We start from the raw sequence: 16,905 nt of genomic DNA, 5'->3' as shown, positions 1-16,905 counted from the left end.
GGGAGCCCGGCCATGGACATCGCGCAGGAATCCCTTGGGCTGCTGGCCGAGGAAACGCTCGACCCCGCCGACTGGGCCGCCGTCCAGGCCCTGTCGCACCAGGTCATCGACGATGCCGTCGATTACCTCGGCAATGTCAGGGACCGCCCGGCCTGGCGGGAGATGCCGGCCGAGGTGCGAGAAGCCTTCGCGGCACCCTTGCCTCGCTTCCCCGCGCCGCTGGCCGCCGTCTACGGCGAGGTCTCGCGCACCGTGATGTCCTACCCTATGGGCAACATCCATCCGCGCTTCTGGGCGTGGTATATGGGGTCGAGCAACTTCACCGGCGCGCTCGGCGATTTCCTGGCGGCAATCCAGGGCTCCAATCTCGCCGGCGGCAACCACGCCGCCGGGCTGATGGACAGCCAGGTGGTCAACTGGTGCAAAGAGATGCTGGGCTTTCCCGCTTCCGCCTCCGGCACGCTGGTCAGCGGCGGCTCGGTGGCCAACATCATCGGCCTGACCGTGGCGCGCAACACCAGGGCCGGCATCGACGTGCGCGAGCACGGCGTCGCGGCGATCGAAAAGCCGCTGCGCTTCTATGGCTCGGACCAGATTCACTCCTGCCACCGCAAGGCGATGGAAGCGCTGGGCCTCGGCAACAGGGCGCTGCGCCGCATCCCAACCGACGCCGGCCTGCGCATCGACATACCGGCCCTGCGGGCGGCGATCGTTGAAGACCGCGCAGCCGGCTTCAAGCCGGCCTGCGTCATCGGCAATGCCGGCACGGTCAACACCGGCGCGATCGACGATCTGCGGGCGCTCGCCAAGCTCGCGCATGAGGAAGGCCTGTGGTTCCATGTCGATGGCTGCATCGGCGCGCTGATCGCAATTGCGCCGGACAATGCGCACCGCGTTGCCGGCATCGAATGGGCGGATTCGGTAGCGCTCGATCCGCACAAATGGCTGCACGCGCCGTTCGAGGTCGGCTGTGCGTTGGTCAGGGATGCGGTGGCGCATCGTCGGACCTTCGCGGTGACGCCGGAATACCTGGAATCGACGCCGCGCGGTCTTGCTTCCGGCGAGTGGCTGCACGATTACGGCCTGCAGACCTCGCGCGGCTTTCGCGCGCTCAAGGTCTGGATGGCGCTGAAAGAGCATGGCGTCGACAAATTCGGCCGCCTGATCGACCAGAACATTGCGCAGGCCTCCTATCTCGCCGGGAGGATCGAGGCCGAGCCGTCACTGCAGCTGGCCATGTCACCGACCATCAACATCGTCTGCTTCCGCTATCAGCCCGGCGTTGCCGGCGAGGCGCTGAAGACGCTCAACACCGAGATCATGCTGCGGTTGCAGGAACTGGGCATTGCCGTCCTTTCCGATACCACCGTGCATGGCGAACACTGGCTGCGCGTGGCGATCGCCAACCACCGCACAAGGCGCGAGGACCTCGACCTTCTGATCAGTGAAACGGTGCGGCTGGGACGCGAGATCGCGGCGGAAGGTCCTTACGCGAAATAGGTCCAAAAGCGGGCGACAGGCATGGGCGGTCATGCGATTCTGCGGCGGTGATTCGGGGGACCCGACCGTGACGCTGTTTCGTATGGCCGTGCTCGCGGCGCTCGTCTGCTCCAGTGCGGCCCAGGCTGCCGACATGGCCTTCTTCGTCAAGAACCTGCGCAAGGAAGCAGTTGCGGTCGAGCTGTTCAGCCGCGACCGCGAGACGGTCTGGCCGGGCAACGGCAAGGTGTTCCTGATCGACCCGAATTCGCAGAAATCGGTGCCGCTGTCCTGCAATTCCGGAGAGCGCATCTGCTATGGCGCCTGGGTCGACGGCAATGACCGGATATCCGCCGGCGTCGGGCCTGACAACGACCAGCCTTGCGACACCTGCTGCTTCATCTGCGTCGAACACACGACCGAGACCATCGATCTGGTGCCGTGATTGGCGCGCCTCCGCGCAGGAGGTCACGTTAATCCGGAAGACCGGCCTTGCGAAAACCATCGACGAAATGATCGCGCATCGCGTCGTCGCGGAAAGGTTCCGTCCAGACCCAGTGGCTGGTGGTGAAATGCGGGTTGCCGATGAGGAACATTTCGACTTCGGCGCGCGCCTCGTCGAGCCGGCCGAGTTGCGCCAGGCTTGCCGCCAGGAAACGGCGTGAGCTCGTCCGGTAGGTTTCCTCCCGGCGCAGGGTCTCGACGGCTGCTTCGTAATCGCGCGCCGCATATTGCGCCTCGCCGAGCGTCAGATAGTACCAGCTTGCCGGATAGGGATTGAGCCGGAACGCCTTGCGGATGTGCTCGAGGCCTTCCTCGACCTTTCCGGCCAGCACCGCGATGTCGGACAATGTCGCCCAGGCGTCGGCCTCGTTCGGGTCGAGTTCGAACGCCTTGGCGAATTCGGCATCCGACTCTTCGAAGCTGTGCTCGTAGGCCAGCAGATTGCCGAGCACCCAGCGGCAGCCGGCATCGTTGGGATCGATCGCCACGGCCTTGCGCGCCAGTTCCAGCGCGATGCGGCGGTTGGGTTCGACGGGCTCGCCCCAATGCACCCATCCCATCCAATGGTTCATGGCAAGCCAGCGATGAGCCTCAGCATAGTCCGGATCGAGGGACACCGCGCGCGTCAGCAACAGATGCGCTTCCCGCGCCGTCTGCGGGGATTCGTCGATCAGCTTGCGCGCCCGCACGCAAAGATCGTAGGCCTCGAGATTGGTCGGCCGGTTGCGTGGCGGCGCCGCGCGCAGCCGGCCGAGCAGCGCCTCGACGATCTTGGCCGTGGCCTCGTCCTGAACGGCGAAGATATCGTCCAGGCCGCGATCGAAGCGTTCGGCCCACAGATGCTCGCCGCTCTTGGCGTCGACCAGCTGTGCGTTGATGCGCACGCGCCCGGCGGCGCGCCTGGCGCTGCCTTCCAGGAGATAGCGCACGCCAAGCTCCTCGGCGATCGCGCGCACGTCCATCGCCTTGCCCTTGTAGGCAAAGGTCGAGTTGCGCGCGATGACGAACAGGCCCGGGGCTCTGGACAGGTCGGTGATCAAATCCTCGGTCAACCCGTCGGCGAAGGCCTCCTGCTCGGGGTCGTTGCTGAGATTGACGAAGGGCAGCACCGCGATCGATGGTTTGTCGGGCAGCGGCAAGGGTTTGCGCTTCGTCCGATCGAGCTGTTCGATGGCGCCGGTGAAGCGGTAGCCGACGCGCGGCACCGTCGATATCCATTCGCCGCCATCGGCGGGCGGCCCAAGCAGCTTGCGCAGCTGCGCGATCTGGACGGTGAGGTTGCCTTCCTCGACCGCTGTCCCCGGCCACGCCGCGTCCATCAGCTCGGCTTTTTCGAGGATTTCGCCGGGTCGTTCGACGAGTGCGGCAAGCAGCTTCAGCCCGCGATAGCCGACGGCAACGGGATCGTCGTTCCGAAGCAGCGTTCCCGCACCCGGATCAAGCACGAACGGACCAAAGGCAAAGCGTGATCCCTGCATACGCGCATCTATAGAGCAATTCCGGGAAATGTGTGAGGCGGTTTGCCGGGAAAAAGCGCACGGCACTTCTCGGGAATGGAGCCAAAACAAAGAGTTAAGGTCCATTTGGAACTTTTGGGAACTATTTGGGAGGGCTTAATTACGGCGCCCTCCATATCCTGCAGAATTCAACCACTTTCAGATCAAGGGCTGCCCATTCTCAAACCCATGGGCGCCAAACCACATGGAGGTTGCCATGACCAATATTCTTGCATCGGCCCCGCATCAGACAGTGCGGCTGGGAACGTGCGCGGGGCAGGCATCGCGTCGGCACTATAGCCTCGCGAGCCTGCAAAACACCATCGCCACATGGCGTCGGCAGAGACGCTTTCGCTGGGATCTCAAGCGGATGTTGGAAGTCAATCCGCATCTGATCGACGATATCGGCCTGACCAGACGTGAGGTCGATGAAGAGATCGCCAAGCTGCCCTTCTGGCAACGATAGACGACGATTGCAATGACACCGGTTGGCCGGTCTGCGCGTGCGATTATATCTGGGATTGTCGTCATCCCCCTTTAGCGCCGGCCCCCGTCATGGCATGATCCCCCGATCGGCCGTGGGGGCCGATTCTTCATCGGGGGTTTCCATGTCTTTCATACCAGCGCGCCGGCTTGCCGCCGCGTTTTCGTTCGCCGTCCTGTTTGCATCATCAGCCCATGCCGGCGATGTCACCTTTTCCGTCAAGAACAGCCATCCCAACGCCATGCGCCTTGAGCTCTACAGCCAGGACCGCGACTATGTCTGGCCGGGCAACGGCAAGGACTTCTACCTCGACGATGGCGAAACCAAGTCGCTGCCGATCTCCTGCAACGAAGGCGAATCGATCTGCTACGGCGCCTGGGTCGATGGCGACGAGGGCACTTATTGGGGCGTCGGCCCCGGCAACAAGGAAAAATGCGAGGATTGCTGCTACACCTGCAGCGGCGGCGAGACCGAGGAGATCAATCTCGTCCCCTGACCGGTTTGCCAGCTTGACGGTCTCCCCCATGGGAGCGATAGCCTGTGCCGATACCCAAAGCGCGCCGCGTCTGTAGCCGCGACGCGCTCCAGGCAAGAGGAGCACGGCAATGGCAGGCCCGGTCGAGGGTGAGAAGATCGACGTCGGCTTTGCCGGCAAGCGCTGCATCCATTCGCGCAATTGCGTGCTCGGCGACCCGCATGTCTTCGTGCCCAACGCGCCAGGACAATGGATCCATCCCGACGCGGCCAGCGTCGAAAAGATCGTCGCCATCGCTGAAAGCTGCCCATCCGGCGCCATCACCTATGTCAGGAAGGATGGCGGGCCGCAGGAACAGCCGCCGGTGGTCAACACCGTGCGGTTGCGCGAAAACGGCCCGCTCGCCGTGCACGCCGAGATCGTGCTCGACGGCGAAACCTTCTATCGCGCCACGCTCTGCCGCTGCGGCGCGTCGGAAAACAAGCCGTTCTGCGACGGCAGCCACGGCAAATCAGGCTTCACCGCCACCGGCGAACCGGCGCTGAAGGATGCGCCGGCGCTCGACGCGAGGAATGGCCCGCTGAAAGTGACGCCGACCACCAACGGCCCGCTCAAGCTTGAAGGCAATGTCGAGATCGTCACCGGCACCGGCCACACGATCGACCGCACCCAACGCACCTTCCTCTGCCGCTGCGGCCACTCTGCCAACAAGCCGTTTTGTGACGGATCGCATAAGCGGGTGGGGTTTGTGGGTTGAAGCTGCCAATCTCCCCCCTCGTGGGGGAGATGCCCGGCAGGGCAGAGGGGGGCGCCGTAGAGCGCTACCTTCAACACCCAGCGAGCATCGACAAAACAAGACGGCTGGACCGTCCTGCGCTTCTGGAACGATGACCTTATCCGCGACATCGACAATGTCTGCCAGCATATTGTGATTGCGGTCGGGCTCGGAGACGCGCCTTCAATGAATCGGTTGGACGAGCTGTAGTCGTGGTGAGGTCGGCGGGGCAGCGCCCCCCTCTCTGGCCTGCCGGCCATCTCCCCCACGAGGGGGGAGATCGATCTCCTCCCTTGGCCCAGCGCTCGCGGCTTTATCGGCCCGCCCGTATCGGCTAATGGGCTGGGGCAGATAAATCGGACCCCCATCAGCCATGACCGCCAAGCCAAAACCCCTCTTCCTCGGCATCGACACCGGCGGCACCTATACTGACGCCGTGCTGTGGTCGGAAACCGAGGGCCCGCAGCAAGGGCCGAACAAGGGCAAGGTGCTGGCCAAGGCCAAGGCGCTGACCACGAGGCATGATCTTGCCGTCGGCATTTCCGGCGCGGTCGACGCGGTGCTCGAAAAGTCCGGCACCGATCCGGCCGCGATCAAGCTGGTCTCCATGTCGACGACGCTTGCCACCAATGCGCTGGTCGAGGGCCAGGGCGGCCGCGTCGCGCTCGTCATGATCGGCTTTTCCGAAGCGGATCTCGCCCGCGACGGGCTGAAGACCGCACTCGGCACCGATCCGGTGGTGTTTTGCCCGGGCGGCCATGATGTCCACGGCAATGCCGCCAAGCTCGATCTGTCCGGGCTGGAGGAAATCCTGCCGGAACTCGGCGCTTCGGTGTCCGGCTTTGCCGTCTGCGCCTATTTCGCCACCCGCAATCCGGCGCATGAGGTCGCCACCCGCGAGCTGATCCGCGAGAAGACCGGCCTGCCGGTGACCGCGAGCCACGAACTGTCGGCCAAGCTCGGCGGCCCGCGCCGGGCGCTGACCACGCTGCTCAATGCCAGGCTGATCTCGATGATCGACCGGCTGGTGGCCGCGACCGAAGGGTTTTTGGAAGCCCGCAACATCGCCGCCCCGCTGATGGTGGTGCGCGGCGACGGCGCTTTGGTCTCGGCGGCGTTCGCCCGCCAGCGGCCGATCGAGACCATTTTGTCCGGCCCGGCCGCCAGCCTCGTCGGCGCCCGCCACATGACCGGGCTCGACAACGCCGTGGTCTCCGACATTGGCGGCACCACCACCGACGTCGCGGTGCTCGACCAGGGCCGGCCGCGGCTTGATCCCGAGGGCGCCACCGTCGGCGGTTTCCGCACCATGGTCGAGGCGGTCGCCATGCGCACTTTCGGCCTTGGCGGCGATTCCGAAGTGGCGCTGGAGGACGGCGCGCTCAATCCGAAGATCCTGCTTGGGCCGCGCCGCCTGGTGCCGCTGGCGCTGGCCGGCATGGCGCATGGCGACGCCGTCCGATCGGAACTCGAACGCCAGCTGCGTTCGCCCAATCCCGGCCGCATGGATGGCCGTTTCGCGGTGCGCACCGGCGTGCCGGACAGGCTCGCCGCGGGTCTCACCGCTCCGGAAGCGCGGCTCTACGAGGCAATCGGCGCGACCCCGCTTGCCCTCGACAGGCTGCTGTCGTCGAACGCCCAGAACGCCACCTTGAACCGGCTGGTCTCGCGCGGCCTGGTGCATATCTGCGGCTTCACCCCGTCGGACGCCGCACACGTGCTGGGCAAGCAGGCCAACTGGGATGCCGCCACCGCGCGCCTGGGCGCCGAACTGTTCGCCCGCAAGCGCGATGGCCGTGGCCAGCCCATTGCCGCATCGCCGGAAGTGATCTCGGAGCGCGTGCTGGTGACGCTGACGCGCTGGTCGGCCGAATACATTCTCGAAACCGCCTTCGCCGAGGACGGCCTCGATGGCGCGGCGACCGTGGCGCATGCGCTGGTGCAGCGCGCCGTCGACGCCCATCCAGGCATCGCCCGCCTCAGCGTCGCGCTCGACCGCCCCGTCATCGGCCTCGGCGCCTCCGCGCCGCTGCACTATGCCGGCCTGGCGCCCCTGGTCGGCAATGACTGCGTGGTGCCCGAAGACACCGATGTCGCGAATGCGCTCGGCGCCGTCGTCGGCCAGGTCAGGGTCTCGGCCGAGGCGCGGGTCAGCCAGCCCAAGGAAGGGCTGTTCCGTCTCGCATCCGGAGAAACAGTGCGCGATTTCCTCGACGAGGCGGCGGCGATCGCGGCCGCCGAGGCCGACGTGCGGGCGATCGTCGCCGAGCGTGCCCGCGACGCCGGCACCGACAGCGCCGAGATCGACGTCGCGACCGAGTTCAAGGTCTCCACGGTCGAAGCCCAGCGCATGTTCATCGAGGCGCATGTCGTGGCGGTGGCCTCGGGACGGCCGCGAATCGCGGTGTAGCGGCTGATCTCCCCCCTTGAGGGGGAGATGTCGCCGAAGGCGACAGAGGGGGGTTGGTTCGACGGGACGCGACCTTCCCTTGGAACAGAAGAGGCTGGCGCCTTATGTCCGGCGACCCCCTCTGGCCTGCCGGCCATCTCCCCCTCGAGGGGGGAGATTGGCAGCGTCGCCAACTTGCCAAAATGCCCCACCTTCACCCTAAGCTGAATTGACCCTGCAACCTCAACATGCCAAACGCCCGGCAAAGCCTTTCATCTGGAGTAGCCTGATGACCGATCGCATCGAGATCGCCGGATTGCGGATTGCCCGCGCGCTGCATGAGTTCGTGGCTGGAGAGGCCTTGCCCGGTACCGGCATCGCCGCCGATGCGTTCTGGGCCGGCTTCTCCGCCATCGTCCACGACCTCGCTCCGAAGAACCGCGCGCTGCTCGCAAAACGCGACGCCATGCAGGAGAAGCTCGACGGCTGGTATCGCGACAATGGCGCGCCCGTCGACATGGAGGCCTACAAGGACTTCCTCAGGGAGATCGGCTATCTCATCCCTGAAGGGCCGGCCTTCAGCGTGTCGACCGACAACGTCGATCCGGAAATCGCCGTCGTCGCCGGGCCGCAGCTGGTCGTCCCGGTGATGAATGCACGCTATGCGCTCAACGCCGCCAATGCGCGCTGGGGTTCGCTCTACGACGCGCTCTACGGCACCGATGCCATTCCCGAGTCCGGCGGCGCCGAAAAGGGCAAGGGTTTCAATCCGGCGCGCGGCGCCAAGGTCATCGCCTGGGCCAAGGATTTCCTCGACCAGTCGGTGCCGCTCACCTCCGGCAAATGGGCTGGGGTCAACGGCCTGTCGGTGGCGCATGGCGCGCTGAAGCTTGGCGCCGGCGCCGGCGGCACCACGCTGGCCGACCCCAGGCAGTTCGTCGGCTATCGCGGCGATGCCGCCAACCCCGATGCCGTGCTTCTGGTGAAGAACGGCCTGCACATCGAGATCGTCATCGACCGCGCCAACCAGATCGGCCGCACCGATCCGGCGGGGATTGCCGATGTCATCATGGAATCGGCGCTGACCACCATCCAGGACTGCGAGGATTCGGTCGCGGCGGTGGATGCCGAGGACAAGGTCGTCATCTACCGCAACTGGCTCGGCCTGATGAAGGGCGATCTGGCCGAAGAGATCGTCAAGGGCGGCAAGAGCTTCGTCCGCAAGCTCAATCCCGACCGCGTCTACACCGCGCCCGCCGGCGGCACGCTCACCTTGCCCGGCCGCTCGCTGATGCTGGTCAGGAATGTCGGCCACCTGATGACCAATCCGGCGATCCTGGACCGCGACGGCAACGAGGTGCCGGAAGGCATCATGGACGCCGCGCTGACGGCGCTGATTGCGCTGCACGATGTCGGAGCGAAGGGCCGTCGCGCCAATTCCCGCGCCGGCTCGATGTATGTGGTGAAGCCCAAGATGCACGGGCCGGAGGAAGTTGCCTTCGCCGTCGAGATTTTCGACCGCGTCGAGGCCCTGCTCGGCATGGCCAAAAACACCATCAAGATGGGCATCATGGACGAGGAGCGGCGCACCACCGTCAACCTCAAGGAAGCGATCCGCGCCGCGCGGGAGCGCGTGGTGTTCATCAACACCGGCTTCCTCGACCGCACCGGCGACGAGATCCACACCTCGATGGAAGCCGGCCCGATGATCCGCAAGGGCGACATGAAGCAGGCCGCCTGGATTTCCGCCTACGAGGCGTGGAATGTCGACACCGGGCTCGAATGCGGGCTGGCCGGCCACGCCCAGATCGGCAAGGGCATGTGGGCGATGCCGGATTTGATGGCGGCTATGCTGGAACAGAAGATCGCCCACCCCAAGGCCGGCGCCAACACCGCCTGGGTGCCGTCGCCGACGGCGGCGACGCTGCATGCGACGCACTATCACAAGGTCGACGTGCATGCCGTGCAGGCGGCGCTGAAGAGCCGGCCGAAGGCCAAGCTGGACGACATCTTGTCGGTACCGGTGGCCGTGCGGCCGAACTGGACGCCGGACGAGATCCAGCGCGAACTCGACAACAATGCGCAAGGGATACTCGGCTATGTCGTGCGCTGGATCGACCAGGGCGTCGGCTGTTCCAAAGTGCCCGACATCAACGATGTCGGCCTGATGGAAGACCGCGCCACGCTGCGCATCTCCTCGCAGCACATCGCCAACTGGCTGCGCCACAAAGTGTGCTCTGAGATTCAGGTGCGCGATTCGCTGCAGCGCATGGCGGCCATCGTCGACCGCCAGAATGTCGGCGATCCGCTCTACCGGCCGATGGCGCCGGACTTCGACACTTCAATCGCCTTCCAGGCCGCCTGTGACCTGGTGTTCAAGGGAACCAGCCAGCCCAACGGCTATACGGAGCCGGTGCTGCACGCGCGGAGGTTGGAGCTGAAGGCGCAGCAGGGCTAAGCGGATTTGCGTTGAAATGACCTGATGCAGCGGGTCGATTGGGTATCGTCGATCCGCGCTGCCCCTCATTACCCCGCCGGGCGTTCGTCGCTCGAAAAGCCAAGCAATTGACTTTCGTCCGCTTCGCGGACCGCCTCTCAACTCCCCGTATAGTGACGGGGAGAAAGACGCTGCTATCGCCGATTTCGCCAATCACCCACGTCGCAGGAAGAGCGCCGAGGGCGCAGTAGCTCCCTTCTCCCCGTCACTATACAGGGAGAAGGTGCCGGCAGGCGGATGAGGGGCGGCGCTGCGATTGGTTGGACAGCGAACCGGCGTCACGAGATCAAGCCACCGATCACATAAATGCGATGTCGATTGACTGGCGAACCGGTTCTTGGCGCCTTGACGATCAGATGTCTACCTACTAGTTGGTAGACAATCGAAACGAGAGATCCCATCATGCCTGGACAAATGAATGACCAGAGCCGCGCCGCGTCATCAAACGGCTGGCTCAAAAGCTATTATTATCTGCGGTTTGCCGTATCGGCGGCCTGGGTTGCGGCGGCATTCACCGTCGCGAAAAGCAGCCCGGCGCTCGCCGCCGTCATGCTGGTTGCCTATCCCGCATGGGACGCGCTCGCGAATTACATCGACGCCCGGCGTACCGGCGGGCTCGGCCGCAACAAGTCGCAATTGTTGAACTTCGCCGTCAGCATCGTCACTGCGATTGCGGTCGCCATCGCGCTCGGCCACAGCATGAACGCGGTGCTTTCGGTCTACGGCGTCTGGGCCGCTGTCTCCGGCGTGCTTCAGCTCCTCACGGCGGCGCGGCGCTGGAAAACCAACGGTGCGCAATGGCCGATGATCCTGAGCGGCGCCCAATCGGCGCTGGCGGGTGTCTTCTTCGTCAAGATGGCCGGCGGCACGGAGATCATTGGCATCGCCAATGTTGCGCCCTATGCGGCATTCGGCGCCTTCTATTTCCTCGTGTCCGCCTTGTGGCTGTCGGTCAGCGACGTGCTTCGCAAGTCGCCGCGCGTCGCAAGCTAGGGCAATTCCAGGACGTGGCTCGGCAACTTTCACCGTAGCCTCGGTCCGGGATTCAAAACCAAAGACGTAAAGAGCGGGTCATCGTTTGCGTGAAAACGGCGACCCGCTAAGTATGGAGGAGCCTCCGCGGAGCAGATTATGAGCAAGCCTTCGAACACTGCCGACGAGATCCTGGCCGCCGCGCGAACCTTCATCATCGCCGGCGGATACAATGGCTTCAGCTACGCCGATATCGCCGAAGTGATCGGCATCCGCAAAGCCAGCATTCATCACCATTTCCCCAGCAAGGTCGACCTCGTGCAGACCTTGCTCAAGCGTTACCTCGAGGAGGCCGTCACGGGCATGGGAGGGCTAGAGCGCGATGTCCCCGTGCCGCCGGCGTTGCTTCGGGCCTATGCCGGCATTTGGGCCCGATGCATCGAGGATGCGAGCGTGCCGTTCTGCGTCTGCGCGCTGCTTGCCAGCGAACTGCCGGCCCTTCCGCCGGAGGTTGCCGTGGAAGTGCGGGCGTATTTTCAGTTCCTCTCGGGATGGCTGACCGGCGTCATCGAACGCGGCGCCGAAAAAGGCACGCTGACAATTTCCGCTTCGCCTCGCGTCGAGGCCGAGGCCTTCATGGCAACCGTGCATGGCGCAATGCTTTCCGCGCGCGCTTATGGCGATGTCTTGACCTTCGGCATGATCCTGACGCCGACGCTTCAGAAGTTGATTCCGGCGACCGTTTGATCCGGGCAAAAGCGGATCGGTCCGGAGAAAACGGACCTGGCGAAGCTGGCAAATGCCTTCGACTACGCCGCCTGCGCAACGCGCTCCGAACTCATGCGATAGGAAATCGCCTCGGCCAGATGGATGCGGCCGACGGTTTCGCTGGCGTCGAGGTCGGCCAGCGTGCGCGCCACTTTCAGCACGCGGTGGTAGGCCCGCGCCGAGAAGGCGAGCTTCTCGCTGGCATCCTTGAGCAGCGACAGGCCAGCGGTATCGGGCATGGCGATGTCTTCGATCACGGAAGGCGCGCAATGGGCGTTGGTGGTGGCGCTGGTCACGCCGAGCCGCTCGAAACGCTCGCGCTGCAAGGTGCGGGCACGTGCCACGCGCAGCGCCACATCAGCACTCTTCTCCGCCCGGTCCGGCCTTATCAGGTCGCTGGCCGAGACCGCCGGCACTTCGATCCGCAGGTCAATGCGGTCGAGCAGCGGACCGGAAATACGCGCTTGATAATCGGTGCGGCAGCGTTCGCCGCGCAGGCAGCGATAGCCCGGTTCGCCGGCCATGCCGCAGCGGCACGGGTTCATCGCCGCCACCAGCTGGATGCGCGCCGGATAGGTGACGCGGTGGTTGGCGCGCGCGATCATGCAGTCGCCGGTCTCCAGCGGCTGGCGCAGCGCATCGAGCGTCTGCGGCGTGAATTCGGGGAATTCGTCGAGGAACAGCACGCCGTGATGCGCCAGCGACACCTCGCCCGGCCGCGCGCGCAACCCGCCGCCGACCATCGCCGCCATCGAGGCCGAATGGTGCGGGGCGCGGAACGGCCGCCGGTCGGTCAGCTTGCCTTCGCCGAGTTCGCCCGCCACCGAGGCGATCATCGAGACCTCGAGCAATTCCTTCGGCGCCAGCGGCGGCAGGATCGACGGCAGCCGCTGCGCCAGCATCGATTTTCCCGAGCCGGGCGGGCCGACCATCAAGAGATTGTGGCCGCCGGCCGCCGCCACCTCCAGCGCCCGCTTGGCGGTCTCCTGGCCCTTGATGTCGGCGAGGTCGGGCAGGTCGCGCGCCGCGGCATGGATGCCGGCTTCGGGGCGCGACAACACCTGCGTGCCACGGAAATGATTGGCGATGGCGATCAGGCTGCGCGGCGCCAGAATGTCGAAGTCCTTGCCGGCCCAGGCGGCCTCAGGCCCGCAGGCGAACGGACAGATCAGGCCCTTGCCCTCGGCATTGGCGCCGATCGCCGCCGGCAGGGCGCCGGCGACGGCGGCAATCGTGCCGTCGAGCGAGAGCTCGCCCAGCACGACATAGCCGGCCAGCATGTCGCCCGGAATGGCGCCAAGCGCTGCCATCAGGCCAAGCGCGATCGGCAGATCGTAATGGCTGCCTTCCTTGGGCAGGTCGGCTGGCGCCAGATTGACCGTCACCTTCTTCGACGGCATCGACAGGCCCGACGCATGCAGCGCCGCCTGCACCCGCTCGCGGCTTTCGGCCACCGCCTTGTCGGGCAGGCCGACGATCTGCATGCCGACCTTGCCCGGCGCGATCATCACCTGCACGTCGACCGGCACGGCCTCGATGCCCTGGAAAGCGACCGTGCGAACCCGCGCCACCATTTCCCCACCCCAAATAAGGGCCGCAACCCCTGCGATTGGCCCGGAACGTGGGCCCTCGCGGAAGACAATCACAGATTGCCGGTCAAATCAAGAACATTACAGGAACAGGCAAACGCAAGGGTTGCGGCGGGATTGAGCCCGGTTGCAAAAACGGAACATGGTTAATACGAAGTGAAAACGGCTCGCTCCACCGTCTCTGTCGGCGCCGCGAAGTGGCGCGTGTCACGCACGATTGGCGGCCTGGCGGCTCCGCCGGGAGGGCGTCACCCTTTCGTTCGCCGCCTCTGCCGCTCCAAGACGAACGATCGTCAGCAGTCCCTCGCGAACGAGGCGTGCGGCGAGCACCACCTTGTCGGTATCCGCCAGACAATCCGGCAGGTCACGGACTGCGAATTTCGGGGTCTCGGCGATGAACCGAAGTGCGGGCTCTATGGCTGCAGGCCCCGAGACCACGTTGCCGGGGTAGTGGATGGCTGCGGAGCCTCCGCTCGAGGTCACCTTGCACATCATCCCCGCGCGCTGGGCGACAAGGCTGCCCGGGTTCAGCTGCGGCAGTTGCTCCAGTGTGGTGAAATGACCGTCCGGTTGAGGCTGACCATTGGTCAGGAGCCGCTGACCCACCCGCCAGATCGAGGTCTCGCAATCGGCCATGTCCGCAAAAACCGACAGAAGGGCCTTGAACGGTTCGCGAAAATCCTTCGCATCACGATCCAGGAATCGCGGTGGCAGCGCCTGCCGGAAGCGGCTGTCTTTCCGCGTCGCCATCGTCAGCGCTTCCGAAAGCACATCCGCCCAACGAAAGACATGGACACCGATCGTCAGGTGCAGCGAGGCTTCGCCGAGCGTCTGCGCCTCGTGCGCCAAGCCGCGGGGCAGGTAGAGCAGATCGCCCGCGACAAGATCGATGGGGTCGCGTGGTTCTCCTGCTTCGCCTGGCGAGAGGGCCGAAGGAGTATCGGCGAGGGGAAGAACAACCGGCGTACCGTAGATCCGCCATCTCTTGGAGCCAGCCAGCTGCAGCACGAAGACATCGTGCGTATCGAAATGCACCGGAAATGCCTGTGCCCCGGGTGGCGTCATGTAGAGATTGGCTGCCACCGGGTAGTGCAGCTTGCTCTCCAGTTCCTTGCAGAGGGCCGAGACCTGCTTCCAGCGCAGATCGAGACGGTCGACGCTCAGCGAATAGCCCTCGCCATGGTAGGACCGATAGATCATGTACATGTTCGGCACGCCATCACCCGTTAGCGGCAGTGCCTTCGAAATGACGCGTCCATCGCGCCACTGGACGAGACGCGCATTGCCTCCGGCCGTGAAGGCGAGAAGCGCCTCGATGTCGGACATCCCAAACAGCGACGCGTAATAGTTTCCATCCCGGCCCGCGACGCGCAACGCATCGGTTTCCCAGTGACCGTCGTAGAAGGATTGCGTGCGAAACGGGGCAAGCAGCCGCGGCAGGTCCCAGGAGCCGTTACGCATGGACAGGTTCCTTCGAGGCGTTCCGCTCCAGATGGTGAATCAGGCGGCGTCCGAACACATCGGGGAGTTCATCGAACAGCTTGCGCACCGACTTTGCGACATCGGAAGGCGGTTCGTCACCCGCGGCGAGGCAATCCGCCAGCATTTCGATGCGCGGGCTTCCGTCGACAGCGAGCGCCAGATATCGATCATCGAGATAGATCACGAGGCGCAGGCCGACGAGCCTCTCGACAATACGGTGCAGGGAAGCTTCGGATGCAGCTCGACCGGCCGCGGTCAGCGAGCGGACGATCGCGGCGAGCGACGCACCATCCTCGCAAAGATGATAGACCTCGCGATCGAGGCCGGCCAGCACGATCCGCTTCTCGACCGACACGGGCCGACGGTCGGCGATGATGATCTTCTCGCCGTCGTCGAGATAGACCAGCGCTTCATGGGCATTCAACGCCTTCCAGCGACCGACCGCGTCTCGCAAATCGCTTAGGTAGATTTCGGGCATCTCGCCATCGCGATAGTCGAAGTCGAAAAAGTAGACCAGATTGGTGAGCTCGTTCTGTGCGAACGGATAGATGTAGCGGTAGGCCGCCATCGGGCGGACACTGCCGACGCCCATTTCCGTCGCGTGCTCGAAGAGCGGGCTGAAGCGGTCGAGCCGAACGCAGCCCACATAGATCGGCGGCGTCAGATGGACGATGAGTTCCGTCAGGTCGGCCTGACGACGGTATTCGTCCGGATCTTCGCCGGGAAACCCGCCAAGGATGTTCCAGCTGGGATGCACGAGATACTCCGCGCACAGGCGCAGGAGCCGGATGTTCTGGTAGGCGTGCACGCCCTTGCGCATGAGATTGAGGGTGGCGGTGCTCAGGCTCTCGATGCCGGGCTGGATCTGTGTCACGCCGGATTGCCTCAGCAAGCGAACGTGCGACCGGTTGAGGTTGGCCTTGGTCTCGTAGAACAGCGTCACGCCGAGATCGCTTTTCGCCAGCCTCGGCAGCACGGACTGGAAATATCGCATGTCGATGATGTTATCGACGGATGCGAAATTGCGAATCCCGTAGTGGCCAACCAGATCCGTCAGTTCCCCGAGAAACCGATCCGCGGACTTCGTCCTGAAGGCCATGGTGCCGCCGTTGAGGCCACAGAAAGTGCAGTGCGCGGTCTCGCCCCACCAGCATCCGCGGGAGGACTCGATTGGAACGGTCAAATCATCTGCCGCGCCGGCCAGCTTGAGACGCGTGTCGAAGAAATCGCGGTAGTCTGGGACGGGCAGCCAGTCCATGTCCTGAACCGGATTGGCAAGCGCCGGCGGAACCAGCGTTTCACCGTCCACGCGGCGGATGATGCCGTTGATGGTGGGGGGTACTTCGCCGGCCGCAAGGCTGGCCGCGAACGTTACGAAGCTCTTGTCGCCTTCGCCCGAGCAGACGATGTCGATGAAGGGAAACAGACGGTGCATGGCCACACCCATCTTGCCTTCGCAGTTCGCGCCGCCGAGCGCGATGAGCACGCCGGGGTGTCGGCTCTTGACCAGCCGGGCGAGGCTGAGCGACGGCGTGTTCTGTTGGAAGGTCGATGTGAAGCCGACGATGTCGTACCGCCCCCAATCGAAGGCGTTCAGGCATTCGTCCAGGAAATCGGCGGCCTGTCGGCGAAGGCGTGTCAGGCCGGCGACCATTTCCAGGTCCTCGGCCTGATCGGCCATGAACGCTGCGCTCCGGCCGAAGGGCTCGGCCATCGCCGGTCGCAAAACCTCATTGTAGTAGGTCGCGACGTCGGGCAAGCCGGGACCGCACAGAGCCTCGGCGAAAAGCCATTCGCCAAGTTGCGGGGCGCCATTGAACCGGTCGATGTGGCCGTAGTTTTCGACGCCGATATGCCTGGCGAAATCCAGGTTGAGATAGGCGATGTCGCAGGCGATGCCGACACGAGCCAGCCCCGCCTTCAGAAGGCTGATGCCGATTGACGGACGGTTGATGTCGGCAAACGGCATTTGAACAAGCAGGACGCGGAACATGG

The 16,905-nt window shown here is 64.9% G+C and carries 13 protein-coding genes and 1 pseudogene; 10 read left to right on the top strand and 4 right to left on the bottom strand.

What is annotated here, in order from left to right:
- The first annotated feature begins 12 nt into the window (after window positions 1–12).
- Window positions 13–1,500 (top strand): pyridoxal phosphate-dependent decarboxylase family protein, encoded by a 1,488-nt coding sequence (locus JG746_RS03875; RefSeq protein ID WP_202356973.1) that lies wholly within the window; start codon window positions 13–15, stop codon window positions 1,498–1,500.
- A 67-nt stretch (window positions 1,501–1,567) separates the two neighbouring features.
- On the top strand, window positions 1,568–1,924 hold the full coding sequence (locus JG746_RS03870) for a hypothetical protein (protein WP_202356972.1): 357 nt from the start codon (window positions 1,568–1,570) through the stop codon (window positions 1,922–1,924).
- A 28-nt stretch (window positions 1,925–1,952) separates the two neighbouring features.
- Here JG746_RS03870 and JG746_RS03865 read toward each other — a convergent pair whose 3' ends face one another.
- On the bottom strand, window positions 1,953–3,461 hold the full coding sequence (locus tag JG746_RS03865) for a winged helix-turn-helix domain-containing tetratricopeptide repeat protein (protein ID WP_202356971.1): 1,509 nt from the start codon (window positions 3,459–3,461) through the stop codon (window positions 1,953–1,955).
- 235 nt (window positions 3,462–3,696) lie between these two features.
- Here JG746_RS03865 and JG746_RS03860 point away from each other — a divergent pair, with 235 nt between their 5' ends.
- The 8 genes and pseudogenes from JG746_RS03860 (at window position 3,697) to JG746_RS03825 (ending at window position 11,818) form a co-directional block, all read left to right on the top strand.
- A complete protein-coding gene (locus JG746_RS03860; RefSeq protein WP_244730660.1) occupies window positions 3,697–3,945 on the top strand; it encodes a DUF1127 domain-containing protein in 249 nt (82 codons plus the stop codon).
- Between the two features lie 142 nt (window positions 3,946–4,087).
- A complete protein-coding gene (locus JG746_RS03855; RefSeq protein ID WP_202356969.1) occupies window positions 4,088–4,459 on the top strand; it encodes a hypothetical protein in 372 nt (123 codons plus the stop codon).
- A 109-nt stretch (window positions 4,460–4,568) separates the two neighbouring features.
- Window positions 4,569–5,195 carry a CDGSH iron-sulfur domain-containing protein gene (locus tag JG746_RS03850; RefSeq protein ID WP_202356968.1) on the top strand — a complete coding sequence of 209 codons (627 nt, stop codon included), beginning with the start codon at window positions 4,569–4,571 and terminating at the stop codon, window positions 5,193–5,195.
- Between the two features lie 93 nt (window positions 5,196–5,288).
- Window positions 5,289–5,423: pseudogene (locus JG746_RS03845) on the top strand (DUF559 domain-containing protein); the annotation flags it as partial.
- A gap of 163 nt (window positions 5,424–5,586) precedes the next feature.
- A complete protein-coding gene (locus tag JG746_RS03840) occupies window positions 5,587–7,623 on the top strand; it encodes a hydantoinase/oxoprolinase family protein (protein WP_202356967.1) in 2,037 nt (678 codons plus the stop codon).
- A gap of 268 nt (window positions 7,624–7,891) precedes the next feature.
- Complete coding sequence (locus tag JG746_RS03835) at window positions 7,892–10,060, top strand: malate synthase G (RefSeq protein ID WP_202356966.1); 2,169 nt, start codon at window positions 7,892–7,894, stop codon at window positions 10,058–10,060.
- A 441-nt stretch (window positions 10,061–10,501) separates the two neighbouring features.
- A complete protein-coding gene (locus tag JG746_RS03830; protein WP_202356965.1) occupies window positions 10,502–11,092 on the top strand; it encodes a DUF308 domain-containing protein in 591 nt (196 codons plus the stop codon).
- A gap of 138 nt (window positions 11,093–11,230) precedes the next feature.
- Window positions 11,231–11,818 carry a TetR/AcrR family transcriptional regulator gene (locus JG746_RS03825; protein WP_202356964.1) on the top strand — a complete coding sequence of 196 codons (588 nt, stop codon included), beginning with the start codon at window positions 11,231–11,233 and terminating at the stop codon, window positions 11,816–11,818.
- A 62-nt stretch (window positions 11,819–11,880) separates the two neighbouring features.
- Here the strand turns inward: JG746_RS03825 and JG746_RS03820 are convergent, their stop codons facing one another.
- From JG746_RS03820 to JG746_RS03810, 3 genes are all read right to left on the bottom strand, one after another.
- The gene (locus JG746_RS03820) at window positions 11,881–13,413 is read right to left on the bottom strand and encodes a YifB family Mg chelatase-like AAA ATPase (RefSeq protein WP_202356963.1); all 1,533 of its coding nucleotides are present in this window, start codon (window positions 13,411–13,413) and stop codon (window positions 11,881–11,883) included.
- Between the two features lie 222 nt (window positions 13,414–13,635).
- Window positions 13,636–14,889 (bottom strand): cupin domain-containing protein, encoded by a 1,254-nt coding sequence (locus JG746_RS03815; protein WP_202356962.1) that lies wholly within the window; start codon window positions 14,887–14,889, stop codon window positions 13,636–13,638.
- On the bottom strand, window positions 14,882–16,903 hold the full coding sequence (locus JG746_RS03810) for a RiPP maturation radical SAM C-methyltransferase (protein ID WP_202356961.1): 2,022 nt from the start codon (window positions 16,901–16,903) through the stop codon (window positions 14,882–14,884). The genes JG746_RS03815 and JG746_RS03810 overlap by 8 nt, the downstream gene beginning before the upstream one ends.
- Window positions 16,904–16,905: the final 2 nt, after the last annotated feature.

The organism is Mesorhizobium sp. 113-3-3, assembly GCF_016756495.1.
Classification (GTDB): Bacteria; Pseudomonadota; Alphaproteobacteria; order Rhizobiales; family Rhizobiaceae; genus Mesorhizobium.
The sequence above is the reverse complement of the archived record's forward strand: the minus strand, read 5'-3'. Positions and strand labels throughout refer to the sequence as shown.